23 protein-coding genes and 2 pseudogenes are annotated in these 23,729 nt (G+C 65.6%); 11 read left to right on the forward strand and 14 right to left on the reverse strand.

Annotated elements, in window-relative coordinates:
- Positions 1-10: 10 nt before the first annotated feature.
- Positions 11-511, forward strand: a pseudogene (locus HDA40_RS10050) (IS6 family transposase); the annotation flags it as partial.
- 376 nt (positions 512-887) lie between these two features.
- Here HDA40_RS10050 and HDA40_RS10055 read toward each other — a convergent pair.
- Together HDA40_RS10055 and HDA40_RS10060 are read right to left on the reverse strand one after the other, a co-directional pair.
- The gene (locus tag HDA40_RS10055) at positions 888-1,430 is read right to left on the reverse strand and encodes a dihydrofolate reductase family protein (RefSeq protein ID WP_253754265.1); all 543 of its coding nucleotides are present in this window, start codon (positions 1,428-1,430) and stop codon (positions 888-890) included.
- Positions 1,431-1,504: 74 nt separating this feature from the next.
- Positions 1,505-2,302, reverse strand: coding sequence for an alpha/beta fold hydrolase (locus tag HDA40_RS10060; protein WP_253754267.1), 798 nt, complete (start codon positions 2,300-2,302; stop codon positions 1,505-1,507).
- 141 nt (positions 2,303-2,443) lie between these two features.
- On the opposite strand from HDA40_RS10060, the gene HDA40_RS10065 reads away from it, so the two are divergent.
- The gene (locus HDA40_RS10065) at positions 2,444-3,082 is read left to right on the forward strand and encodes a TetR/AcrR family transcriptional regulator (protein WP_253754269.1); all 639 of its coding nucleotides are present in this window, start codon (positions 2,444-2,446) and stop codon (positions 3,080-3,082) included.
- A gap of 100 nt (positions 3,083-3,182) precedes the next feature.
- Here HDA40_RS10065 and HDA40_RS10070 read toward each other — a convergent pair whose 3' ends face one another.
- Both HDA40_RS10070 and HDA40_RS42515 read right to left on the reverse strand, forming a co-directional pair.
- On the reverse strand, positions 3,183-3,452 hold the full coding sequence (locus tag HDA40_RS10070) for a hypothetical protein (RefSeq protein ID WP_253754271.1): 270 nt from the start codon (positions 3,450-3,452) through the stop codon (positions 3,183-3,185).
- Positions 3,453-5,034: 1,582 nt separating this feature from the next.
- Positions 5,035-5,229, reverse strand: a pseudogene (locus HDA40_RS42515) (RHS repeat-associated core domain-containing protein); the annotation flags it as partial.
- On the opposite strand from HDA40_RS42515, the gene HDA40_RS10080 reads away from it, so the two are divergent.
- From HDA40_RS10080 to HDA40_RS10090, 3 genes are all read left to right on the forward strand, one after another.
- Positions 5,228-5,482, forward strand: coding sequence for a hypothetical protein (locus HDA40_RS10080; protein ID WP_253754275.1), 255 nt, complete (start codon positions 5,228-5,230; stop codon positions 5,480-5,482). The pseudogene HDA40_RS42515 and the gene HDA40_RS10080 sit on opposite strands and share 2 nt — an antisense overlap.
- Positions 5,446-6,687 (forward strand): tetratricopeptide repeat protein, encoded by a 1,242-nt coding sequence (locus HDA40_RS10085; RefSeq protein ID WP_253754277.1) that lies wholly within the window; start codon positions 5,446-5,448, stop codon positions 6,685-6,687. Before HDA40_RS10080 ends, HDA40_RS10085 begins: the two co-directional genes overlap by 37 nt.
- Before the next feature lie 207 nt (positions 6,688-6,894).
- Positions 6,895-7,152 carry a DUF4873 domain-containing protein gene (locus HDA40_RS10090; protein ID WP_253754279.1) on the forward strand — a complete coding sequence of 86 codons (258 nt, stop codon included), beginning with the start codon at positions 6,895-6,897 and terminating at the stop codon, positions 7,150-7,152.
- 47 nt (positions 7,153-7,199) lie between these two features.
- On the opposite strand, the gene HDA40_RS10095 is transcribed toward HDA40_RS10090, so the two are convergent.
- Both HDA40_RS10095 and HDA40_RS10100 read right to left on the reverse strand, forming a co-directional pair.
- Complete coding sequence (locus HDA40_RS10095; protein WP_253754281.1) at positions 7,200-7,847, reverse strand: site-specific integrase; 648 nt, start codon at positions 7,845-7,847, stop codon at positions 7,200-7,202.
- Entirely contained in the window at positions 7,763-8,374 is a 612-nt protein-coding gene (locus HDA40_RS10100) for a tyrosine-type recombinase/integrase (protein WP_253754283.1), read from the reverse strand. The genes HDA40_RS10095 and HDA40_RS10100 overlap by 85 nt, the downstream gene beginning before the upstream one ends.
- Before the next feature lie 689 nt (positions 8,375-9,063).
- On the opposite strand from HDA40_RS10100, the gene ligA reads away from it, so the two are divergent.
- The 3 genes from ligA (at position 9,064) to HDA40_RS10115 (ending at position 13,464) form a co-directional block, all read left to right on the forward strand.
- Entirely contained in the window at positions 9,064-11,352 is a 2,289-nt protein-coding gene (ligA, locus tag HDA40_RS10105) for an NAD-dependent DNA ligase LigA (protein ID WP_253754285.1), read from the forward strand.
- 372 nt (positions 11,353-11,724) lie between these two features.
- The gene (locus tag HDA40_RS10110) at positions 11,725-12,531 is read left to right on the forward strand and encodes a class I SAM-dependent methyltransferase (protein ID WP_253754286.1); all 807 of its coding nucleotides are present in this window, start codon (positions 11,725-11,727) and stop codon (positions 12,529-12,531) included.
- A gap of 231 nt (positions 12,532-12,762) precedes the next feature.
- Complete coding sequence (locus HDA40_RS10115) at positions 12,763-13,464, forward strand: hypothetical protein (protein ID WP_253754288.1); 702 nt, start codon at positions 12,763-12,765, stop codon at positions 13,462-13,464.
- A 37-nt stretch (positions 13,465-13,501) separates the two neighbouring features.
- On the opposite strand, the gene HDA40_RS10120 is transcribed toward HDA40_RS10115, so the two are convergent.
- Entirely contained in the window at positions 13,502-14,452 is a 951-nt protein-coding gene (locus HDA40_RS10120; protein ID WP_253754290.1) for a S66 peptidase family protein, read from the reverse strand.
- A 128-nt stretch (positions 14,453-14,580) separates the two neighbouring features.
- Between HDA40_RS10120 and HDA40_RS10125 the strand changes: the two genes are divergently transcribed.
- A complete protein-coding gene (locus tag HDA40_RS10125; RefSeq protein ID WP_253754292.1) occupies positions 14,581-15,501 on the forward strand; it encodes a phosphotransferase family protein in 921 nt (306 codons plus the stop codon).
- Here the strand turns inward: HDA40_RS10125 and HDA40_RS10130 are convergent.
- Positions 15,461-16,327, reverse strand: a complete 867-nt coding sequence (locus HDA40_RS10130) for an HAD family hydrolase (RefSeq protein WP_253754294.1) — start codon at positions 16,325-16,327, stop codon at positions 15,461-15,463. The genes HDA40_RS10125 and HDA40_RS10130 overlap by 41 nt on opposite strands.
- 91 nt (positions 16,328-16,418) lie before the next feature.
- A complete protein-coding gene (locus HDA40_RS10135) occupies positions 16,419-16,643 on the reverse strand; it encodes a hypothetical protein (RefSeq protein WP_253754297.1) in 225 nt (74 codons plus the stop codon).
- A gap of 555 nt (positions 16,644-17,198) precedes the next feature.
- Here HDA40_RS10135 and HDA40_RS10140 point away from each other — a divergent pair.
- Positions 17,199-18,308 carry a helix-turn-helix domain-containing protein gene (locus HDA40_RS10140; protein ID WP_253754299.1) on the forward strand — a complete coding sequence of 370 codons (1,110 nt, stop codon included), beginning with the start codon at positions 17,199-17,201 and terminating at the stop codon, positions 18,306-18,308.
- Between the two features lie 17 nt (positions 18,309-18,325).
- Entirely contained in the window at positions 18,326-19,255 is a 930-nt protein-coding gene (locus HDA40_RS10145; protein ID WP_253754301.1) for an inositol monophosphatase family protein, read from the forward strand.
- Positions 19,256-19,381: 126 nt separating this feature from the next.
- On the opposite strand, the gene HDA40_RS10150 is transcribed toward HDA40_RS10145, so the two are convergent.
- The 5 genes from HDA40_RS10150 to HDA40_RS10170 form a co-directional block, all read right to left on the reverse strand.
- The gene (locus tag HDA40_RS10150) at positions 19,382-20,101 is read right to left on the reverse strand and encodes a creatininase family protein (RefSeq protein WP_253754303.1); all 720 of its coding nucleotides are present in this window, start codon (positions 20,099-20,101) and stop codon (positions 19,382-19,384) included.
- 5 nt (positions 20,102-20,106) lie between these two features.
- Positions 20,107-21,390: an NsdA family TPR-like regulatory protein gene (locus tag HDA40_RS10155; RefSeq protein WP_253754305.1), complete on the reverse strand. Its 1,284-nt coding sequence runs from the start codon at positions 21,388-21,390 to the stop codon at positions 20,107-20,109.
- A 66-nt stretch (positions 21,391-21,456) separates the two neighbouring features.
- Entirely contained in the window at positions 21,457-21,660 is a 204-nt protein-coding gene (locus HDA40_RS10160; RefSeq protein WP_253754307.1) for a DUF397 domain-containing protein, read from the reverse strand.
- Between the two features lie 5 nt (positions 21,661-21,665).
- The gene (locus HDA40_RS10165) at positions 21,666-22,538 is read right to left on the reverse strand and encodes a helix-turn-helix domain-containing protein (protein ID WP_253754309.1); all 873 of its coding nucleotides are present in this window, start codon (positions 22,536-22,538) and stop codon (positions 21,666-21,668) included.
- A gap of 232 nt (positions 22,539-22,770) precedes the next feature.
- Entirely contained in the window at positions 22,771-23,721 is a 951-nt protein-coding gene (locus HDA40_RS10170) for an FAD-dependent oxidoreductase (protein WP_275978216.1), read from the reverse strand.
- Between the last annotated feature and the right edge of the window lie 8 nt (positions 23,722-23,729).

The raw sequence follows: 23,729 nt of genomic DNA on the forward strand, positions 1-23,729 counted from the left end.
GCGTCCGCGCGCCGCCCGATTCGGCCGGCACTCGCCAAGCGACAGGTGGTTCGTCGACGAGACCTACGTCAAAGTCCACGGGGTGTGGCGATACCTGTACCGCGCGGTCGACCAGCACGGGCAGATCATCGACGTGCTGGTCTCGGACCGCCGGGACGCCGCCGCGGCCCGTAAGTTCTTCCACCGGGCGCTGTCCACGCTGAAGGTCACGCCCACCGAAGTGGTCACCGACGCCGCCGCGGTCTACCCAGCCGTGCTCGAAGAGCTGATCCCGTCGGCGTGGCACCACGTCGAGCGGTACGCCAACAACCCGATCGAGGCTGATCACAGCCAGCTCAAACACCGGCTGCGACCGATGCGCGGGCTACGAACGGACAAGACCGCACAAGTGATCATCGCCGGACACGCCTTCATGCAGAACCTGCGCCGCGGACATTACGAACTCACCGCCGACAGCTCGTCCGCTCTCCCGGTCTCCGCTGCGTTCACCGAACTCGCCCAAGCGATCTGACCGGCGACCCCGAGCGGGTTCACCACGTCCACCGATCCCACAACGCAACGGCCCCGGCCATCCCCATCTCGTTGAACCGGTGAATGACCTGCCGGATCGTGTCCTCGTCGGCCTGCGCCAGGCGAGCGATCGCCGGCACCGTGTTCCGCCGGCCGAGGCGAGCACGACCATCGCCCGCCGTAACCGGATCGGCGAGCCGGTACCTCTACGAGTGATCCTCAGCAGCTGCTGACCCTCCTGGTCACTGAGCCGCCGAACGCGAACGGGTTCTGCCACCAACACAGCCTGAACCACCTACACCGTGTGGCCGGCACCCCCGACGGCGTGTCATCCAACACCGTGAACGTTCGTGGTCACGGCACTAGGGCTGGCTTGCTCAGGCCGGCTGATAGGTCAGGCTGACGACGCCGGTACTGAACGTGGTGGAGTCGGCCAGCCGCAGCGGCGTCGTCGCCTTCTCGTCCTCGAACAGGCGCCGCCCGCTGCCGAGGACGACCGGGTGGACCAGGAGCTGGAGTTCGTCGAGGACACCGTCGCGCAGCAGTGATCGCACCAGGGTGGGGCTACCGCTGATCGCCATGTTCTTGCCGGCTTGCTGCTTGCGCTTGGTCAGCTCGTCGGCGATGTTGCCGCGGATCAGTGTCGAGTTCTGCCACCGCACCTCCGCCAGACTGGTCGAGGCGACCAGCTTGGGCATGGTGTTGAGTTGGTCCGCGAACGGCACATCGCTGCCCCGATGCGGCCAGGAGTCGGCGAATATCTCATACGTCGCCCGCCCGAGCAGCATGGTGTCGGCCTGCGCCAGCAGCTTCGCGAACGCCTCTCCCATCTGCTCGTTGTAGTACGGGAAGTGCCACTCCTCAGGCGCTTCCATAACGCCGTCCACGGATACGAAGAGTTGCGCGACGATCTTTCTCATGACATCTCCTTGAGGTACTGGGCGAACACGCGCCGAGCGCCGGTGCGCAACCGGCGCCCGGCGCGAGCGCTGCTTCAGTCGGCGAGTTCAGCGGATGAGGTGGCGAGGAACTCGGTCAGCGCGGGGAGGATCGCCGACGGGTCGACGTTGTGCGGCTGGCCCTCAAGCGTGCGGCGCTGCGCGTGGGGGAGCGCGGCGGCGACGGCCGCGGCGGTGGTGCTCAGCCACGGGGTGGTCCCACCGTCGATCACGACGGTCGGCACCGCGACGGAGGCCAGCCGCTCGGCCGGCAACGAGAAGTCTCCGGTGATTGTGGCGTCGTAGACGAGCGTTGGCGCCACGGCCTCCATCGCCTGCCAGAACGGCGCGCCACGCATCGGGGTGACGAACTCGACAGGCATGCCGACCGCGTCGGTGAAGAACAGCTCGATCATGTCGCCGCGGCGCCCCTCGGCGAGCAGCGCGACCAGTCGATCCCGGTAGTCGGCGGGCACCGGAGGACGGCTGTCGTCGACGATGTACGCCGGTTCCCACAGCGCCAGCTTGCTGATGGCCAGCCCGCGGGCCGCAGCCTCCAGCGCCATGATCGCACCGCCGGAGGTGCCGTAGACCATCGCCGATCCGCCGGCTTCGGTGATAAGGGCTTCGAGGTCCTCGAACTCGCGATCGACCGCGTACGGAGCCGTGTCGCCGCTGTCGCCACGACCGCGGCGGTCGTAGTTGAACACTGTGAACTCCTTCGCGAGGAGCTCGGCCAGCTGCGCGTTGGCGGATCGGTCGGTCGGGCCGGCGCCGATCATGATGATCGCCGGCCCGTCGCCCTGGCGGTCGAACGCGATCGGCGTGCCGTCCTTCGAGTTGACCTTGTTCATTGGGTGTCCCTCCTGATCGTGCACGGGATCCGGGATCGGATCCGTCCTCGTCCGCCCAACTGGCGGGTACTGATCGGTACAGTACTCAAACGAGTACTGCTCCGTCTAGTACCATTCTGGCGAAGGTGAGAAGGAGGAGAGATGGCAGACGAGCGTCCGCAGGAGGAAGGCCGGTCCGCGCGCAAGCGCAGCGCGATCCTTGAGGCAGCCACCGAGCTGTTCCTATGCAACGGCTACCAGGGCACCAGCATGGACGAGATAGCCGCGGTGGCCGCGGTCTCCAAACAGACCGTCTACAAGAACTTCACCGACAAGGAGCAGCTCTTCGGCGACATCATCCTCGGCGCCACCGACCGGGTCGGGGAGTTCGTCGACGTCATCACCGCCGCCCTCGCCGAGACCGAGGACCTGGAGCGGGATCTGGGTCTTGTGGCCCGGCGGTACATCGCCACGGTCATCCAGCCCCGGGTGCTTCAGCTCCGCCGGCTTCTCATCGCCGAGGCCGGTCGCTTCCCGGATCTGGCCCGCGCCTACTACCAGCGCGCCCCGGAGCGCACCATCACCGCGTTGGCGGCCTGCTTCCAGGATCTCGCCGACCGGGGACTCCTGCGCCTGGACGACGCGCACCTCGCGGCGAACCACTTCGCCTGGCTGATCCTCTCCACGCCGATGGACAAGGCCATGTTCCACGAACACGACGAGCCCTTCACCGCCGCCGAGCTCGAACGCTTCGCCGACGAAGGGGTACGGGTGTTCCTCGCCGCCTACCGCCGAGCCTGACCCGACGGCCGGGGATGCTGGCTGAGCTGCGCCTCGCCACCGGCCGGGCCGCCGGGTACGAGGACGGCGGCGGCAACGGACATGGTCGCGGTGGTGACGGTCAGCGTGTCGAGCCGCTGGGACAGCGGCGCTGCGACGTTGGCAGACAGTGCGTACGCGGCCCTGATCCGAGGGCGGCGAGGATGCCGAGTGCGGGGTTCGGTGCTCGGCCACCGGCACCGCCGACGAGGCTGACGAGCAGCATCCCTATGACGGCGATCGTGACCGTGAGGACGCGACCAGTGGAGGGGAGTCGCCGTTGTTCGGTACTGCTGACGGCGAGCAGCAGGACCGGGGCGAAGCGGAGGCAGAGCACGGTCGCCACGCTCACCCCGGTCGCGACGACGGCTATAAAGAAGAGTCGACTAGGGCGTCAGAAACGGCCTTGCCGGGGCGTGGCGGAGCGTCGACCTGATCGAGGTCGTCGGGTTCTTCGCCAGGTAGGACGGCTGTGGTGTCGCGCAGTCTTCGGGTCTCCATCGAACCTCACTGTATGCGGAAGCTGGGTGTCGGTCGCAATCTCGACGCGTCCGACACCCCAGTCAGGCTTGCCGATCGATCCCTTCCCGACGCCAGGGCGTTGATGCCCTTGCGCTGCCACGCCGCTTTGTCCTCGCCGCCGAGGGTCTTGGTGGTGTCGGTGTTCACGGTGACGGGCTTCCGGCGTCGCGGAGTTGATTTTCCAGTGCCGCCGTAGGCTGGTCCATGGGCTGGGCCAGCCGGACTAGTATCGCCGCCTGGGGCTTCCAACTCGAGGTTGCCAGTCTTTCAGCTGCTGCCGCAGCTTGAACGCTTCGGCCCGCAGGTTGTACTGCCGCACGCGGATCCTGCTGAGCAGCATGTTCCTCGGGTCGCCATCGGAGAGGCCGGTGGTGGCTTGGGGGGCCGACTGTCCAATCCAGCGCAGCACCGTCCTGGGGATCGGCGGCATCGCTCAACACGACGGCAAGGGGGACGACCGAAACCGGCCGTCCCCCTTGGGGTTTCCGCTGTTCCTACCGGCCGTGGCGGTTGTGGAACATGCCACCAGAGCCCTTGCTGACGATGCCGCCGTACCCGCGGCCACCGTACCCGCGACCCGGCTGACCCGATGGTTGTCGCCCTCGCTGCCCACTACCGGGCCGCCGGTTACTGCCGCTCGCGGGCTGTCGTTTGAAGGTTCCTGAAGAGCGGCTGACCTGACCGCTGCCCCTGCGTGTATGGCCGCCGAGGCTGCGTTTCACCGGCCCCGTCGGAGTCTGCGGCCGGCCGACTGCCGTCGGTGTCCGAATACCGGCCGTGCCTCTCGCCTTGCCCAAGCCTCCACGCGCGGTCGCCGCCATGCCGCCGCGATCGGCAGTCGTGTCCCGCCACCAGGTTTGGTCGCCGAGCAGCATGTCCAGGAGGACTCCGATTTTGAGGTCCTCTCCAGTCTTGCGCTTGTAGATGATGGCGGCCAGGGTGAAGTACTTGGTGTAAATGAAGAAGAACCCATTCACCGCCGCGACGCTCTTGCATTCCGGGCACGCGACTCCGGCGAGCTGAAAAGCGACTTGGGCAATCGCCAGTCCACAATCGATGGTGATCGTTCCATCGGCGATCCCGCTCTCCGAGCACTCCTTGTAGGCTGCCGCGATGGCGAATCCGAGCGAGGCGAGGTTGAAACCCATCGCGGCCGATTGCGTCTCCGGGAACATCCCCAGTCCGGTCCCGACGGCCCCGAGCCCGAACGAGATCTTATCGGAGTATTCATACAGAAAGCCCCCGACCGCCTTGAATCCGGCTTCGCTTCCACCATACTGAGTGTTCGGGTCGGTGCCCTTCTCTACGGCGTCACCGAGCCCGGGCTCGAGGGCTCTCGCCGTGCCCAGGCCGTCCTTGACCCATTCGACGCCCTCGGCAAGCGCACCGGCCAGCGGGCCGACCAGGCTGATGTCGGGGAATAGGCCGTCTGGGTCACTTGCGGTAACCGGCGCGTTGTTGGCGTACGAGTATCCGTGCAACTGTTGCGGATCGTTCTCGTCGAGCACCGGATCGACCGAGATGAACCTGCCGGTGGCGGGATCGTATTCGCGGGCGCCGAGGTGGGTCAGGCCGGTGCCGTCCTCGGTGCCACCGACGAAGCCCTTGTCCATCGTGGCCGGCGACGAGGAACGCGCGGTGAAGGCGGTGCTAGATCAGTCTTTCGATGCCCTTGCGGAGACCGGACGCCGCGCGCTGAGCCTGCTCGGTTTTGTACCGGGCACCGACTTCACCGCCGAGTTGCTCGCGGTGTTGTGCGAAGGCAGCCCGCTGACGGCGGTGGCTATCTTGGAAGCCTCGCCGCCGCCCACATGGTGGAGCCGGTGTCGGCGAACCGTTACGCCTTCCATGATCTGGTGAGAGTATATGCGCGGGCGAAGTCCGAGACCCAGGACCGCGAAGCGCTGCGGCGGCTGCTGGAACACCTGCGGGACACGATGATCGCGGCACGCCGCATGATCGAGGACCTCGTCGAGACCGCCAGCCCGTATGTGTCACCGTTGAAGTCCAGCGCCGAAGCGGCGGATTGGCTTGAGGCGGAACGGGTCAACCTGCTGCGTGCTATCGCGGCGGCCGTCGCGGCGGGCTGGAGCGAGCTTGCCTGCGAGCTTGCCGGAAACGCGGTTCAGTTCCTAGTCCGCGCGGGCTGCCTCGGCGATGTCGAGACGAGTTCTGCAGCGATCGCCGAGACAATAGGGTCGATTTCCGACACTCCAGAGAAGTTCTTTGTGCTCAACGCGCTCGGCGTCGCCAACAAAAACCTCGGCCGCTACGGTGTTGCCGAGCAGTTGCTGCTGCGCGCCGCCGAAGGCAGGCAAGCGCTCGGCGATCGGCGGATGGCCGCCAGCTCACGGCACAACCTCGCCAACGTCTACCGCCTGACCGGGCGTTTCGACGACGCACTCAAGCTGGAGGAGGCGGCGCTCGCCGTCGCGCGCGAGCATGGCGACCGCATGTTAGAGAGAAAGATCGTCACCATCGGCCTTCCCAATATCTACCAAGCACTCGGGCGCCACGAGGAGGCACTCGCCACCCTGCGGATGTCGCTGGAGATGATCGACAGTCGCGCGTCGCCGCACTCCGTCAGCATCACACACCACAACATCGGGCTGTGTTATCTGAGCCACGACGACCTCGCCAGCGCGGAGCATCACCTCACGCAATCCCTGGCCATCAGTAAACCGTTGCGCAGCCGGATGATGGAAGCACACAACATCGGTGCGCTGGCGATGGTGCACAGCCGCCGAGGCGAGCACGAGAAGGCCATCGAGCTTGCCGAGCACGCGCACGACGAATACGCGGTCGTCAGCCCATCACAGATCGCCGAGTCCTTCGCCGATCTCGGCGAGATCCATGCGGCAGCAGGGCGGCGTGAGTCGGCGCGGGAGTGCTTTGAGCGTGCCCTTTCCCTAGGACGGCAACGGGGTGAGTTCGCGGCGCAGGCACGAGCGATGGCAGGACTGGGCAGACTTCTCGATTCACCGGAGTACATGTCGGCGGCGATAGAGATCTATGACAGGATCGCGCCCTACGAGGCGCAGGTGATGCGTCTGCGAGAAGCTTGACTCGCATGATTCTCCACGAGATCGTCACAACCCCGGTGCCCGCCGAAGCGCGCATGGCGATGAACATGAAAGGGGACCGCCCCGACAAGCAAGGCTCGTGGAGCCGGACAATCACACATGGCCCTCTGATTAGCCTCCGGCACGAGCTCCGCGCCACGCCGAGCGGCTGGCATCAGAACCGTCATACGGCTCCCACACACTCAGACCATGACGGCATACAGCGGCCCGGCAACACTCGTCCTCCCCGACGGCACCGAGCACCAGGTGATCCTGGCAGCCCGGATCGAGCCGGGCGGAGCCATCCGCCGCTGGAGCGGCCTATGCGATGCCGACGGGCAGACGCTGTGGGACGCTCTCAACGCTGCGACCCCTGCTGTACTGCGCCTGCAAGACGGACGTGAAGGCCGGGCGCTGTTTCAGGCTGACGGGAGCTTCTCTGGAAGCGGGCCAGCGCCCTTCGAGTGAACAACGGCAGAGGGCAGACCGTCGGCCGCCGGTATCCCCCGCAAGCGCTAGGTCAATGGGCTGCCGCTGAGCCGAGAGCGTGCCGTGAATGGTTGCGGTCCCGCCCGCCGCGCACGCACAGCCTTTGCGGTCCTGTCGGCGGCCGCCCGGCTCTGCGTGGACAGCACGCTGGTGTAGGTGTCGGCGGTGAAGGCGTAGTTGGTGTGGCCGAGCATTTCTTGCACGATCCGGATGTCGGCGCCGGCAGCGAGGGCGAGGGTGGCCGCACCATGGCGCAGGTCGTGCAGCCTTATCGGGGGCAGCTTCAGCTCTGTGATGAGCTCGGCGAACCGGTGGGTGAGCCAGTCCGGGCGCAACGGTCGTCCATCGGGCCAGCAGAACACGCAGCCGTCAGCGTCTGGGGATGACCACTCCGATGACCGGTGACGGTCCAGCGCCTGGGTGGTGTCCTGGTCGAGGGCGATGGTCCGTACGCCGGCGTCGGTCTTCGGAAGGCTGTCGAGGACCTGCCCAGTGATCTCGATGCGCTGCCGGCACACGGTCAGCTCCCGCGACTCGAGGTCGACGTCGATCCACTTCAGGCCGAGCAGCTCCCCACGCCGTAGCCCGGTCAGCGCGGCCAGATGCCACAACGCGTACAGCGGATCGTCTGCCACACCGTCGAGGAACTTGGCCAGCTGATCGACGTTCCACACGCCAACCACGGGACGCCACCCGTCCAGGCGCCACGCCTCGACTCGGTTGTGCGACCACACCGTCGGTCGCGGCCTGCGCGCCGCAGGTAGGACCAGGCCGACCACAGGATTCCGCTGAAGCACCGCTCACGGACGGCGACGTTGAGGCTGCGGCGTAACGTGGCCCGGATCCGCTGCAACGTCGCTGGCGCGAGGGGCTCGGCGTACCGGTTGACCCGTGTCGCCAAGGCGTCGAACAGTTCCTGGATCTTTCCCGCGGTCAGCTCCTGTAGCAGGATGCGGCCGATGCCCGGCGACAGGTACTCGATGATGTGCGACCGATACGACTGCCAGGTTGTCGGCCGGATGGTGCCCTCGATATCGGCCAGCCACGCATACAGCCAGTCGCGAACCGTGGCGACTTCGCCGAACCGCTCATGCAGGTCGCGATCGGCGACCGCCGACTGCGCGGCCCGTGCGGCGGCTGGCGACGCGTAGCCGCCGCGGCGTAACCGGATCCGACGGCCGTGCGGGGCGGTCGCCTGCACTGCGAAGTACCAGGTCCCATGATCTGGATCCGCCAGCCGAGGGCAACGATTCCCCCACCGTCGGCCCGTAGCCGGATCCTTACAGCCACACCGCCGGTAGATGCCCACCGGTTCCCCGGTCGCCGTCGCGGCCATGGTTCTCACCGCCTCGCCGAACCTCTGCGGGGGTGTGACAGAAACACTGGCCAGGGCACTCACGCTATGGCAGGCACCTTGGGCTGGCCGGAAAAGACCCTGACAAACCGATGTAGACCCACATCAGCCGACGCCGGACCAGCGACGGAGAACGGGAGGACCCGTGTGCTCGCCGTGTGCTCGTATGCGATGTACGGGGAAGGTACGCGGTGGCACAGGGCGGCAGACGCGCCGACCCCGCCATCTCGACGCTCAACTAGCGCCGAGCCGCCGCCCTCTTAATCCGCGGGTTCGGGGTTTCGAGTCCCTGGCGGCGCACAAGATCAAATCCCATCTGACCTGGTCGGATGGGATTTTTTGCGATCAAGGCTATAGATCCTTGGCGATTGATGTGCTCGATGTGTGCTCGGATGCCGATTCGGTTCAATGAAACCGGCCGCAGCCAGGCGATAGTCCATGACCAACGGGCGAACTGTGACCGGCGACACATCAGAATTGTCCCACGGCTTACCGGAGATCGCTTTGCCCAGTCGACCCGCCGGGTGACGTACGCCATGTCCTTCACGCCCGAGGGGCGGAGCGCTTGTTCCCGAGATGAGCGCCATCAGCACACTATTGATCTTCGATTATGGCTGGTCACAGCGCATTTTTGTCGTACCCGACCGATAGCGTGGGGGCACCGGTTGGCCGCTAGCCTGGCTCGAAGGAGAACGATGCAACCCGCCCCCACCGATCCTGTCGTCGACCCCGCACACGCTCAACCGTTCTACACGCACGACGAATACAGCACCGCCGTCGCACAGGCGCGGGGTGCCTCGGCCGCGTATTTCAAGGGCGGCGACCTCGTCCTTGACGATGCGGACTACGACGCGTTGATCGCCCGGATCGCCGCCACCGAAGCGCACCACCCCGGATGGCAGACCGACGACTCGCCGACCAACACCATCGGGGCAGGGATGGCCGTCGTTGGCGACGTCGTGCACAGCCAGCCGATGCTGAGCCTCGACAACGTCTTCGACGAGCCAACGTTGCGCGCCTGGGCTGCCCGCCTGACCAAACTGGTCGGTCGCCGGGTGGCCCAGTACACGGTGGAACCGAAGATCGATGGCCTCGCCATCGCCGCCACCTACATCGACGGTCTGCTGACCATGGTCGCGACGCGTGGCGACGGCCGCGCTGGCGAAGACGTCACCGTCCAGGCCCGCCTGGTCGCCGGCCTGCCGCTGCGGCTCGCCGCCCCGGTCTCCGTTGAGGTCCGTGGTGAAGTCTTCATGACCGACGCCGACTACGCCCAGGCCAACGTGATTCGCACGGCGCATGGCGAGCAGCCGTTCGCCAACCCGCGGTCGGCGGCCGCCGGATCCCTGCGCGCGCAACGGGTCTATGACGTGCCGCTGTCGTTCTACGCCTACGCCGCCCACGGCGTGCCCGACGACCATTCCGACACCCACTCCGCCGCCATGGAGTACCTCGCGTCGCTCAGTGTCGCCACCACCGCCCAGTCACCGGCCGGTCTGACGATCTGCACCAGCATCGACGAGGTCTTCGACACGATCACCGCTCTCGGCGCCAGCCGCGGCGAACTCGGGTTCGGAGTCGACGGAGTCGTCATCAAAGCCAACACGGCGACCGATCGCGACGCCGCCGGATTCTCCACCCGGGCTCCACGCTGGGGCATCGCCTACAAGTTCCCGGCCGACACGCGCACCACCGTGCTGCTCGGCATCGACGTGCAGGTCGGCCGGACCGGCGTGATCACACCCGTCGCCCGGCTCGAACCCGTCCAGGTCGGTGGCGTCGTGGTTGTCTCGGCGACCCTGCACAACTTCGCCGACCTGATCCTGCGTGATGTGCGAGTCGGCGACACCGTCTTCGTCCGGCGCGCTGGAGAGGTCATCCCAGAGATCACCGGCGCGAAGCTCGACGAGCGCCCCTCTGACGCGGTCGCGTTCGAGCCGCCGACCGTATGTCCCCGATGCGGTGGCGAGATCGACATGTCGCAGAAGAGGTGGCGGTGCGTCCGGGGACGGGTGTGCGGGGCGAAGGAGGCGCTGAGCTACTTCGCCAGCCGCGACGCGATGGACATCGAGGGCCTCGGCGACAAGATCATCGTCGCGTTGATCGGCGCCGGACTCGTCGACGACCCCGCCGACTTGTACGACCTGACCGTTGAGCAGCTCGCTGGCCTGGATCGGATGGGCCAGACCTCGGCCACCAAGCTCGTGGCCAACATCCAGGCGTCCAAGGCCCAACCGCTGTCGCGAGTGCTGACCGGGCTTGGCCTGCGGATGACCGGCCGTTCGCTGTCCCGCCGGATCGCCAGGCATTTCCACACCATGGAGGCGATCCAGGCGGCCAGTACGCAGGAATGGGAGCAGGTCGAGGGCATCGGCGCCGGTCGCGCCCCGGTCATCATCGAGGAACTGCTGGAAGCCGGCCCGACCATCGCCAAGCTGACCGCGCACGGCGTCACCATGAGCGAACCTGGCACCCCGGAGGCGGACGCCGCGGCCGGACCCGGCGACGACACGGCCGGGCTGCCGTTGCGCACCGGCGATGGAACCCCGATGACCGTTGTGGTCACCGGCTCTGTGCCCGGCCTGAGCCGCAACGAAGGAAACGAAGCCGTCGACCAACTCGGCGGCAAATCGTCGGGGTCGGTATCCAAGAAGACCGACCTAGTCGTGATCGGCGAAGGGGCGGGCTCCAAAGCCGACAAGGCCACCGAACTCGGTATCCCGATCATGACCGCTGAGACATTCGCGGCGCTGCTCACCGCGCACCGTGACGGGGACCACAGCACGGTCGTCAACCTGCTCGCCACGGCACTGCCCGCGCATTAGACGCTCGGGTCCGCGCCTGCCGATCCGGGTGATCGGCAGGCGCGGAACGTCCTGTTCAGAGCAGCCCTGTCGCGCAAATTTCATTGGAATGCCCGGCATGTGCGGTGACTCGGTCAGCCTGTGTGGAATGGGATCTAGTCGTCCGGCCAAGGCTCAGACGGAAGAGGCGCGTCCTCATCTACGAACTCCAGTCAGACAATGCGGGCGAGGCCGGACGCCTTCCAGGCGCGGCATCCATCGCGGGCATCCCTTAGCGGATCACCAATGCCCGACGAGAGCATGTGATCAATCCGAGCACGCCACCGACAGCCGGCAGTCCCAAGCCCCGAATGTCGATCGCTGTCGAGGCCGGCCGTTGCCTACGCTCGCACAATGCCCGATCGTCAGGAGAACCAACGCCGTCTCTCGTTCGACCGTGATCCCGTCGAATATGCAGTCGGACGCCCACCCTATCCGTCCCAAATCTTCGACCTTCTCGCCCGCGACTGCGCGCTCGGCAGTGAATGCGATGTCCTAGAGATCGGTCCCGGTACCGGGCAGGCAACCGACGCTCTGCTGGCCGCCGGCGCCTCGGTCGTCGCCGTTGAACCCGGCCCTCGACTGGCCGACCATCTTCGTGAAAGGTTCCCTGGTCAAAAGCTACGGGTCATCGACGGCGACATCGAGCAAGCTGACATCTCACCCGGGGCATACCGGCTATGTGTCGCGGCGACGTCACTGCACTGGGTGAATCTGCCCGTGGCGCTGCCGAGGATCGCGGCAGCATTGACGGCCGACGGAGTCCTTGCCGCCTGGTGGACCGTATACGACGCGCCCGACCAACCGCCGACAGCGTTCCGCACAGCACTCGACGCCCTCTACGTCCGACACCTTCCAGGCGAAGTCCGTGAACCCGGTCTGCCCCTGCCGATGCGGACACCACAATGGCAAGCGCGCCTAGCCGAGGGCGGCTGGTTTGAGCCTGCACAGGTCGACACGATCCGCTGGACAAACCAGCTCACACCGACATCAGCTCGACGATTATGGGCGACGTTCCCAAACGTGGCCGAACTCGCCCCCGGCAGCCGGAAGAGGTTCCTCGACGCCATCGCTGCCACCGTCGACGACTTGGGCGGCCTCGTCGACGACCCATGCGTCACCATCATGTACCGCGCCCGGCGTCGCGTCCCGGCGTCCTGACACCGGACTGCGAACACGGAGCCAGCTGTTCTTGCTCCGAGAGGTCACGCCCCGCAGGGATACTTGGCATCAACGCTGGCCGACCTAGAGAACGAGGGCGTTGGCCATGGCTGAGTCCATCGTGCCACCCACGTCGGCGGCCAATGCTCACGTGCAAAGGGACACCACAGACCTGCCCGGCGTCCCCGCAGCGTTCAGCCGTTGATTGGCGTAGCGGTCTACGATTCGATCGTGAGATGGTTCGAGCAGCGAACTGCCGACTCTGCGCAGGGGGCGTTTCGGTTTCTCGCGTGCGGGATCGGCGCTGTCGGCCTGCATGTGTTCGTGGAAGGGCCGTTGCCGCGTCATTTCGCTGGCGCCGTGGGTGAGCCAACGCCGCCGTACCACTTGCGTCATCTTGAGGCTTCCACAGAACAGGACGGGGTCATTGATCTGTTCGGGGCGACGATGGGCATCGTTGGCCATCGAGGTCTGCAGCAGAGTCGTGAGTTGATCGGCTATGACTTCGTGCTGCCCGATCCCGTCCCGGGTTCGGTCGGCCTGCGCTTCTTCGACGATGAAACCGGCGACATACTGTATTCGACGACGGTCGTCGAGACATCGGGGCCGCCACGCTGGACAGTGCTGATTGAGCAGGGACTTTGCCGGCTGTTGGGCATTGGAGCCGGCGAGGGCCTGTTATATGCGTTCGCTGAAGGCCCATATCAGGGCGGGCGCACCTTCAGCTTCAGGTTGTGGCGCGATGACCAGCCCGAACCTGAGCGGGGGCACGCAGACGCCAACGCGGTAGGCCGCTCCCGCATGGCAACCCGAATGACGGTGGCCGTGAATGTCGCCCTTCCAGCGCCGCAGCGCCTATTGAGACTTCAGCTCATCGATGACGCGACCGGTCACGTCGCCTACGACTTGTCCGCCGAACGCGCCGTCATCTGACCGCGGGTCGGTTTGTTATCCCGGCCTTGCGGCGCCCTCAGTCCACCTGGACTTTGCAGCTGATCTTGTCCCCCTCCACGAGCAGGGTCGCCTCGACGCCGAGAGGGATGGTCACGTTCTCGACGTCGTGGCCGATGTCGGCCTCGGTGATGATGGGGAATCGATCGCGGAGCCCGACGATGTCAAGGAGCAGGGTGGCCAGTGGCGCGATCTGTTCGGGACGGTAGAAGTTCTCGGGGAGGCGCGATGCTCGGCCGATGATCATCCCGGCTAGTCCATCGAATGCCCCAGCAAGGCTGAGTTGGACGAGGTCCTGTTCGACGGAATGAAGTTCGTCGCCCGCTTCGATGAACATGATCTTGCCGTGCCAGTCTGGCCACCACGTTGTGCCGGCAAGCCGCGATATCGCACGCAGGTTGCCGCCGAGCAGTGTGCCGGTGCCCGCTCCTGTCTGCATAGGTCGCCAGTTGACGGTCCCGCCAACATCGAAGCGGCCGTGGCGGATGACGTCGAGGATGTTGTCCTCGGACAGCCGGTAGTTCTCGCCGTCGAATCGACCGAACCCGAAGGTCACATCGCATGGACCGTGGAAAGTGACGGCTCCAGTGCAGGCGGTTGTGACCAGCGGCACGATCGAGTTGTCGCTGAACCCGAACAGTGCGGTGCCGCTAGCTGCGATGAGGTCGAAGTCGATGAGGGGCAGTAATTGCGCGGCCACGTGGCCGCCGATCGATGGCAGGACGACGTGGACGTCCGGATCGGCAACGAGGTCATGAAGATCCTGGACGCGGTCGGCGGCCGGTGCGGACATGTGGTGCCACGCACCACGGCAGCGAGCCGACTCCCGGACGGAGAATCCGTAGTGCTGCAGACGCCGGATGCCGGCGTCGAACAGTGCAGTTCTGAAGGCGCTGTCGGAAAACGAACCCGACGGCGAGTAGACACCTAGTCCGGTGGCGTTGCTCAGGCCGGACGGCAGCGTCGGCATGTTTTCCTCCACGGCATTGCGATTGTCGTCTGCGGACGCTAACGCCGTCACCGTGTCATGCGTGACGTCTGGTCGACCTCTCTCGAATTCGGAAGACATACCCCGTGGTGTTCGCGGATCGTATGACAATGGATATCCCTGTGGCGATCGGTGGTCATCGGCTGCTTTGGTCGCAGCTTCCTGATGCTGTGCGGACCGTGATCGAGTCCGCGGCCGGTGATTCGGTGGTGTCAGCCTCCAGCCGACCGGGCGGGTTCTCCCCAGCATTAGCGTCGATGCTGACGCTCGCGAACGGGAGCAGTGTGTTCGCCAAGGCGGTCACCGCCGAACGGAGCGACTTCGGTGCTCGATCGATCCGGCGCGAAGCGGTCGTCCTCGCAGCGTTGCCAGCGCGGGTGAACGCGCCGGGCCTCATCTGGAGCGGCGACCTTCTAGACGAGAGCGGGACTTGGGCGATCGTACTGACCGAAGCGATCGACGGCTGGAGTCCCGCGCAGCCGTGGAGGCCTGCCGAGTTGCGACGGTATCTTGACGCGGCATCTGTGCTGGCGGACGCACTGAATCCAGCACCGATGGGGGCCAAGGCAATGGCCGATCACGCAGAAGCCTTCACGAACTGGTCTGACCTGGAGCACCCTCGCGCATCGGAACTGGCAGTCCTTGAGGCTCACTGGGCCGAGGCAACCGCCGGACCCTCCCTGCTTCACGGCGACCTGCGGGCTGACAACTTCCTGATCACCAGCATCGGGTTCGCAGTCGTCGACTGGCCGTCGGCGTGCATCGGCGCACCCTGGCTGGACCTCCTCCTCGGCCTGCCGAGCGTAGCGATGCACGGCGGAGGCGATCCGGACGACATTTGGCAGGCGCATCCGCTGAGCCGAGGAGTGCCCGGGGAAGCGGTCGACGCCGTCCTCGCGGGAATGGCCGGCTACCTGTTGTCCAGGTCGATGCAGGAGCCGTCGGCGCTTCTGCCGACACTGCCGGCGTTCCAGCGCGCTCAGGCCGATGTCACATTGCGCTGGCTGACCGCGCGACGCGGTTGGAGATGACCGAACCGTTGTCAGCCGGCCGGCGTGCGGCTCGGCGGCCACGCTCGAGGCGGAGGACTGCGCCGACGATGTCGGGAAACGTCGCGAGGTACGCGGCCACCTGATGGCCGTCGAACTGTTCGCGGCTACGCAGTTCGGACTCCAGGCACGCCACGAAGGGTATGCCGGCACCGTTGGCGGCGGCCGCGTCGCCCGGAGTGTCTCCCACGTACAAGCAGTCCGCTGGGTCAATTCCCGTGTCGGCGAGGAGCTCGTCGAACACCCTCGGATCGGGCTTGGCGTGACGCGTGCGGTCCAAATGGTACGTAGCGCTGATCCGCGACGCGAGCGGTGCTGACTCGACGATCAGGTGTTCCACCTCGATGGCGCTCCGCGAGGTTAAGATCATCACCTGACGGCCTTCGCCGCGCAGCACGTCGATCGCCACGAGATTCTGCTGCGGCACCACATCGACAAGCCCAGCAGCGTGGTACCGAAAGAAGACCTCCCGAAACGCGATGCCGAACGCCTCAGGATCAACCCCCGGAGACCTGTACTCCATGGCCTCCAGCAGTGGCATGCCCCACGTGGCTCGGTGCGTGGCCCGGCTCATCGGAAGCCTACCAACCAGATCTAAGGCACCATTTTCAATCTCGAAGCTGACCGCTTCGTTCAGAACAATGGTGTCGTCGACGTCGAGGACTACCAGCCGGATCGACGCCAGCCCACGAAAAAGTGCAGGCCGCGTCGGAGCTCTCACCGGGAACGTATCGGCGACGTCGCTGGGATGGGTGTCGGTCCGGAGACCGGCGCTGATCCGTGGCTCAACGACCGGCACGCTAGACATCTCCGCAGGATCTTGCACGGCGATGCCTCCCCAACAAGCTGGAAATGCCATCCCCTTCATAATCAGCCGGCTGCGAACCCGTCGGAGACAATCATGAAACACTATCGCCGAATTGCCGCCTCCGGATATAGAAGCCGAGTTCGACGTACGTCGTGACGTCGAGGACCGCGCGGAACGCGTCGCGATACGCCTCTTGGGGCCAGCGGTGAACACCGCGCTCAAGTTTGCCAACGTAGCCAGCGTCGATCGGCGCATGCCGTATCTTCTGTTTCCCCAGATGAGCGTTGACGAGGTCAGCCAGATCTTGCCGGCTCATCGGCCTACCCGAACCCGACGGTGACGTACGGTGAACGCGAAGGCTGCGCAGTAGATCGTTGGGAGGCAATTTTGCCTTGCTCCCGTGGCCCCTCCCCACGGTGCCGAAGGAGTCACGACACCGGGTTTCAGGCTCCGCAAGGACCAAGTCAATGCGTGCGAGCAAATCCAGTATCGCGGCGCTGTTCGCTGTCCGCCTGGGGGCGCGGCGGGTGTCCGGCAAGCCGCTGCGGGTCGAGGCGGCCAAGATCTGTGTTCCGATCACCGTCATCCCCCAATGCATCCCGCCGCGAGGCACCCAGCCGGACGGAGCACACCTCACGTCCAGCCGGGGCACATCGGTGCGCATCAGCAAGGCGCCACTGGCGCCCTCCCTGATGCGTAGTTACCACCTTGCCAGCGGCTACGAATCAGCACACCTCCGTGACGGAGCGCAATCACCCTGATATCTGCGTGACGTTGACCAGGACCAATTGGGGTCGCGCACACCGTTGCCCATCCAATTGGGCAACGGTATTGTCCGATGTGGCGTTTCGATGGTGAACGGGGTAGAAGATTGGACGGGGTCGCCGACCGCACCGTAAGTCCCCAGGCGCGCGGGCGGGAACTTGCCCGCCAAGGACGGCAACTCTGGCACGATCTCGGGTCAGTTGAACTCGCGGCGCTCGAACTTATGAGTCGTCACAGCGAGGTCCCGTGCATCCAGGCATATCGGTATGCAGCCGGGCTGTCCCAAGATCAGGCGGCCGCTCGCTACAACGAGATGACCGGCCACCAGACCAGCATCGGTGGGACAACGATCAATGCCTGGGAAACGTGGGCGCGTGTGCGCAGCGGCGGATCTCCACCGACTTTCTCGAGCTTACTCGTCCTCGCCACCGCCTACGGGAGAGGGCCACTCGGGATCGGGGAAGAACTCCTATCTCCGAACGATTTGGTTGCTGACTCCTACGAGAGGCTCGCTCCGGAGGACCAACTCTCGTTGAAGCAGCTCGCCGGACGGCCGAGTAGCGCGCCGGATCCTGCTATCACCCCGGTGGGGACGCCGGCGTCCGGCACGAGCTTCATGGGCCCCGACTTCAATCTGCCTGTTCCGACTGTGCCGAACGGCAACCCGGAGGTCTGCGCCTTCACGCTGCCCAACCCCATGCCGGGCCAACTCTTGGACCTGCCCTGGGAGGTTTTTGGTTACGGAATCGAACGTCTCATGCGTCAGATCAAGAGCGTCGGCCGCCGGCTGGAGGTTGATATCTGCTTCGGCGTCAACGAAGCCGGCCTTGTGATGGCGACGTTCCTCGCGTCGGCGCAGTTTGGCCGCTGCGCCATCGGGTACCTGCGCTGCAACAAAGTACAAGATGCCGTCGCTCTCGCCGAGCAATGCCTGTTCCCACCCGCCGCCGAGGCACCGACCATTTTGCTGTGTGATTTCGAGGTCAAGCATGCTGACGTGGTTGGCTACATTGCCAACGAACTACGAAGCCGATACCCCGGGGCGGCACTGTATTTCGCCGTGTTTGGTGCGATGACCAAAGGGCGTGATCTTGAGGTGTCACGGTTCGATGATCTCACCGGGGCAAGCATCATGCGCGCGGCTGGATTCGAAGCGGTTTTCATCGCGGCTACGATGAGCCCGCCTGGCATTGAGCCACCACTTGAACTGCGATAACAGCGGCTGGAGATCGTATGACACCGACGGCAGGGCTGTCGGAACTAAGCGACATCCTCGTCTCGGCGGTGCTCACCGTGATGGCCGAGGTGCGTCCCAAGCTCATCGAGGCTGCGTTTTCGGGCGAGCATGGCGAAGGCGAGAACAAACGCCATGCCGACAACTTTCTCTCCCAACACGACCTGTGGATGCACAGCCGGTACCGCGCCTTGCTCGCCAGCCAGCTCCGTTCCTTCATCTACGCCTCCGAGGAAGCCGAGCCTGAACTGATCGGCGAAGAAGCCGCGCCGGACCTGCTGATACTCGTAGATCCTCTCGACACGAGCGAGCTAGCTGTCCGCGGCCTCAACGGCTATACCCACATCATGGCCTACTCGCGATCACGCGCCCGGCCGGTAGCAGCCGTAGTCGGAGACATCTACCACCACGTGCAGCTTTATGTCGCCACGCTCGAGCCTGACGGACAAGACCGGGCATACGCAATCACCGCCGACGGCACCCGCCGCCGGCTCTTCGCCCGAGAGCCAAAACTGCTCTCAGAGTCGATTGTCACCAACTACCTCATGCGGCCCGGTGAGCGCTTCGTTCCGCTGAGCCGACAATCCGCGCTCCTCGCTGCGCTGGCCGCTGCCGCGCCTGACGGGAAGCAGCGCGGTCGAATCGGTGTGGACTTCGGCTCGATCGGCCTATGTCATGTCGCCAGCGGCTTCACCGACGCGATCATCGAGTTCGCCAAGGGTTTCGCGATCTGGGATTTGGCGCCAGGCCACTACATTCTGTCTGCTGCTGGCGGAGCTGTGGTCGACCTCGGTGGCGTCCCGCTATCGCTGGACTACGACCTGTCTACGAACGAACGGATCGTCGAGGCGATGAAGCCTCGGCAGAAGTTCGTGGCTGCTGGATCCGCGCAGCTTGCTGAAGAGATCGTCCGGGTCCTGAGCAGGTGACCACCACAGGGTCAGACCGCACAAGATCTTGGACGCTCAGCGACCATCAGGCCATTGCTTACGAGTTGTTTGTGCCGTCTTGGGAACAGGCTTGAGCTCTGAAGCAACAACGGTTGCTGGCGCATGTCACGGTTCGGGCTCTAGGAGTTCGATGACGCGTGAGAATGCGGCCGTCAGGCTTTCGAGGACCGCGGCTCCCTTGCTGGCCGCTGCCAGTGACGGTCGCCCGATGACTCCGGTCGTCGTGTAGGCGCCCATTCCCAGGGTGAGCAGGTCGCGGCGATCGTCGGCTAGGTGGTCGGAGGTTTCGTACCCGGGGCGCACGAGCCAGGGAGTCGCGTGAAGGAGCATCGATACTTCTAGTTCGCCGGCGTGCATGTCGTCATGTGATTGGCTGCCACATCCCGCGGCGGTCCGCGCGTCGGCCCAGTCCTCTGCGGTCGGGAAGAGCGCCATGCGGGCTTCGTTGGGAATGTTGGCCTGTTGGACGACATTGCGTAGTGCGTAGTTGCCGCCGTGGCCGTTGACGATCACGAGCCGGTCGATGTCCGCTGCCTGCAGCGACTGATAGACGTCAGTCACGATGGCGATCAGCGTTCTGGCGGAGATGCTGACAGTGCCGGGGAACGCGGCGTGCTCGTGGGAGCAGGACATCGTCACAGGTGGCAGCTGGAACAAGTCGTAGGTGTCTGACAGGCGCTTGGCGATAACACCGGCGACGATCGTGTCGGTGCAGAGGGGCAAGTAGGCACCATGTTGCTCGAAGCTGCCGACAGGCAGGATGGCAATGCGCGGCGAGCGGGCTCGCTCATCGGCTGAGGTTGCGCTGGGCAGCAGTATGTCCACGTCGGTTAGCCTGCCACCCCGAAGCCATGGTCGAGCGTGTTCTTCGCCTGGAATCGTCGGCGGCTGGTGGCGGTCTGCCGCCGTGCTGTGATCCTGCGCGTAGCCGAGCTGGGCGAGGGGCTGCGGAGTCCGAGTTCGGTCGGGGTGTGCAGCGCGCGGAGGACGCGCGCTGACCCGGTGGCGGATGCCAAGGCGTAGACCTGTTGATACTGGTCGATTGCTTCATCGGTCCGGCGGAGTTGCCGATATGCGTGTGATAGCCAGGCGCGGTACAGGGCTTCGTCGTGGCGCGATGTCGGGGGCTTTCCTGCCACTACCACTTCGAGTTGCCTTGCAGCGAGATCTGGCTGGCCGAGAAGTAGGTGGCAGTATGCGTCGTACGCGTCGATGTACTGCGGGGTGCAGTGGTGATCGAGGTCGGCCTCATCATCGGCGGAAGTTCGTCCTGCAACCCGATGGGCGTGCCGGATCGCCGCGTACGCGGAATGGCCGTCGCCGAGTAACGCGTGACCGTGTGCTTCGCGCACGTAGGCGAGCGCATGTGTTCGCGGCGCTGCTGCAGAGTGACGGCGTGCTTTGATCGCGAGATCGACGGCGTCGACGCCGCGGCCGTGTTCGGCGCACTGCTGGGCCTGCCGCATGAGCGTGTAGCTGGCCAGGCGCGTGTCTGTGGCCGCCAGGGCGAGGTCCCGCGCTTGTTCGATCCATCTGGCTGCTTCGTGGTCTCGGAGGCTGTTGTCTGCTGCCCAGGAGAGGAACTCGAACCATCGTGCTTGTGCAGTGAGCATCAGGCTGGGAGGTCTGGTAAGTGATCGCAGGTGCGTCTGGAGAATGTGCGTCTGCGTTTCGCCGGCCCGCAGCAGTTGGCTCGTGTTGTGACTGTCGGTCCACGACACGAACATTTTGAGCAGTTCGAGCCAATGGCCGGCCGAATGAATCAGGTCATCGCTGCTCTGGCACTCGTCAGCTGCTGTCGCATCGGGTGATGGCTGGTGTCGGTGGCCGCGGATGATGTGGAAGCCGAGTGCGCTGGGGTCGGGAACCCCGAGGACGTGGCATAGCGCTTCGCGATATCGGGCCGTCGGCCATCGGTGTTCGCCGCGTTCGAGCTTGCCGATGTACCCGTCGTCGATGCTCACGTGGAGCCCGTGCTGGGCGTAGATGTGCTCGGCGACGGCCTCGGCGAGTTCCTGTCGTGACATCGGGCGGCCTGAGCCGGTCGGCGAGGCCTTGGCCCGCCGTGCGTCCATGAGCAGGCCGTTGGCTGAGGGGGCCGTTGATGTGGACATGGCGTTTCCCGGGTTGGTGGTCAGGAGCAAACGTCGCTCGCGGCAGGCGGCTGTTTCGTCGGGTGTCTAGAGGTCGAACTCGCCGGCTTGGATGCCCGCGACGAAGTCGCGCCAGGTCTGCGCCTGGAAGGTGAGTGTCGGACCGTCAGGGTTCTTGGAGTCTCGTATCGCGATCTGGTCGGTCGTGGTGGCGACTTCGACGCAGTTCGCGCCGCCTTGCGAGCGGCTGGACTTGCGCCAGCTCAGCGGAGATTCTTGAGTATTTTCCATGTTCGTTATCCCTTCAGTGAGTGCAGTTCCTCGGCTGCGCAGGCGAGGAAGCTGAGGCTTTCGGCCTGTGACAGGCTTGCGCTTTGGAGGTGCTCGTAAAGTTCGAGGTAGTAGTCCACCTCTGGCTGGTAGGCCAGGAGGAGATCAGCCGTGGCGGTGTCCACGGTGACCACGACGGGGTCGGCCGGGTCTGGGTAGGTGTAGACCGAGAACGCTGACGACGGCACGGCGTGGCGCGTGATCCGGGCGGCTAAGGGCAGCACCCGGACGGTCAGGTGTTCTCGGCTGTGCCCGACCCCGGCAAGGTATTCAACCTGTCCAGCCATGGTGTGTGGATCGACTGCAGGCCGGCGGACGGCGAGTTCGTCGATGATGACCTCATATCGAGGTCCGTCCGGTCTCGCCATCATTTCTTGCCGCACTTCGCGTGCCTCCAGCGACCGAATCCGGTCGAATTGCGGTCCGCGGGTCGGGTGGTCGATGGTGGCGCGGGCATCCGTGTAAGCCGGCGTCTGCAGTAGGCCAGGCACCAGCATCAGCTGGTACTCGCGGATCGTTGCGGCGCCGGCTTCCAGGTTGGCGGTGAGGGCTTGCCGGGGACCCATCTCGTCGGCCCATTTGTCCCACCAGCCGCGTTCCTGCGCCTGCCGGGCGACGTTCATCAATGTCGTCCACTCGGGCTCGGCGACACCCAGCCGGGCAAGGACTCGCCGGACATCGTCGAGGTCGGGTGCCACATGGGCGTTCTGGAGCAGGGAGATCCGTTGTCGGGGAACGCCGATGTCCTGGGCGAGCTTTGCGGCAGTCAGCCCTTTGCCCTCTCGTAGCCGATGGAGTTCCATCGCCAGTCGGCGGCGGCGCACAAAAGGGCTGATCATCGTCGCTACCTTCGGACTGGGGCCTCTCGGGAGGGGTCGCTGAAGGCCGGTTGACAGCAAACGTTAGCCCGGTGAATCTGATGCTGGCGACACTCTCGTCCGCGGGGCCAACACAAAAGCGCAGCTCGTGACGATGTCGCGCCGCAAGTCTCCTATTAAGTCTCCCAACGGCAGCTTCCCGCGGCGAGCGGTAGCGGGCAGCCTCGGTTGTGGGCCAGGTCGGATCGGGGCCTCACCAGCCCTCGATGAGGTCGCGCACCTCCGCCGCGCAGCCCCAGGAAAGGGAGACCCCGGCGCCGCCGTGACCGTAGTTGTGTATGACCTTCACCTGGTAGCTGCTGTCGGCTTCAACGCGGACCTCGGGCCGCGTCGGCCGGAATCCGACGCGATGCTCGACGATCTGGGCGTCGGCGAGCCGCGGGTCGATCTCGGCGCAGCGTCGGATGATCGCCGCACTGGTGCTGGCGTCGATCTGACTGTCAGCGATGTGCGGCAGCGCGGTGCCACCGAGGACGACCGTTTCGCCGTGCGGGATGAAGTGGGTCAGGTCCGGCGAGGTTCCGGTGTCTTCGGAGAAGAACTCGGTGATACCGGGGTTGGTGACCACCACGAGTTGGCCGCGGATCGGGAACAGGCTGTCGTCGGCGGCGAGCGCGACGGCGCCCAACCCCGCAGCGTTGACCACGGCATCGAACTGACGCGCCAACTTGTCGAAGGCGCCAACACGCTGCTGGACCATTTGGCCCCCGGCCTCCTGTACCCGGCCGATCAGCGCCGCAAGATACACCGGCATGTCGACCACCGGAATCGTGTACCGCCACCCGCAGCTGAATCCCTCCGGCAGATCGCCTGGCGGGCATTCGCGGACGTCGGGCAGTACGGCTGCCCAATCGGGAAGCGTGGACGCATCGCGCGAGGCCTCCAGTCCGGCCAGGACGGTGACCCCGTAACGCGGGTCGGCGGCCAGGTCGGTCAGGACATGCAGGGTGTGGGCTGACCATTGCTGGACCCGGTCGTAGGGCTTGACCAGATACGGGCCCCAGGACGCCCCTGCGGCCAGCGATGTCGCCCCGGGGATCTGCTCGGCATAGACGACGACCTCGTGACCGGCCTCGGCGAGCACCACCGCGGAGGTCAATCCGATCACGCCCGCCCCGACAACCGCGACACGCTTGACGCTCATGGCATGAC

This window comes from Hamadaea flava (assembly GCF_024172085.1).
In the GTDB taxonomy this organism is placed as follows: domain Bacteria; phylum Actinomycetota; class Actinomycetes; order Mycobacteriales; family Micromonosporaceae; genus Hamadaea; species Hamadaea flava.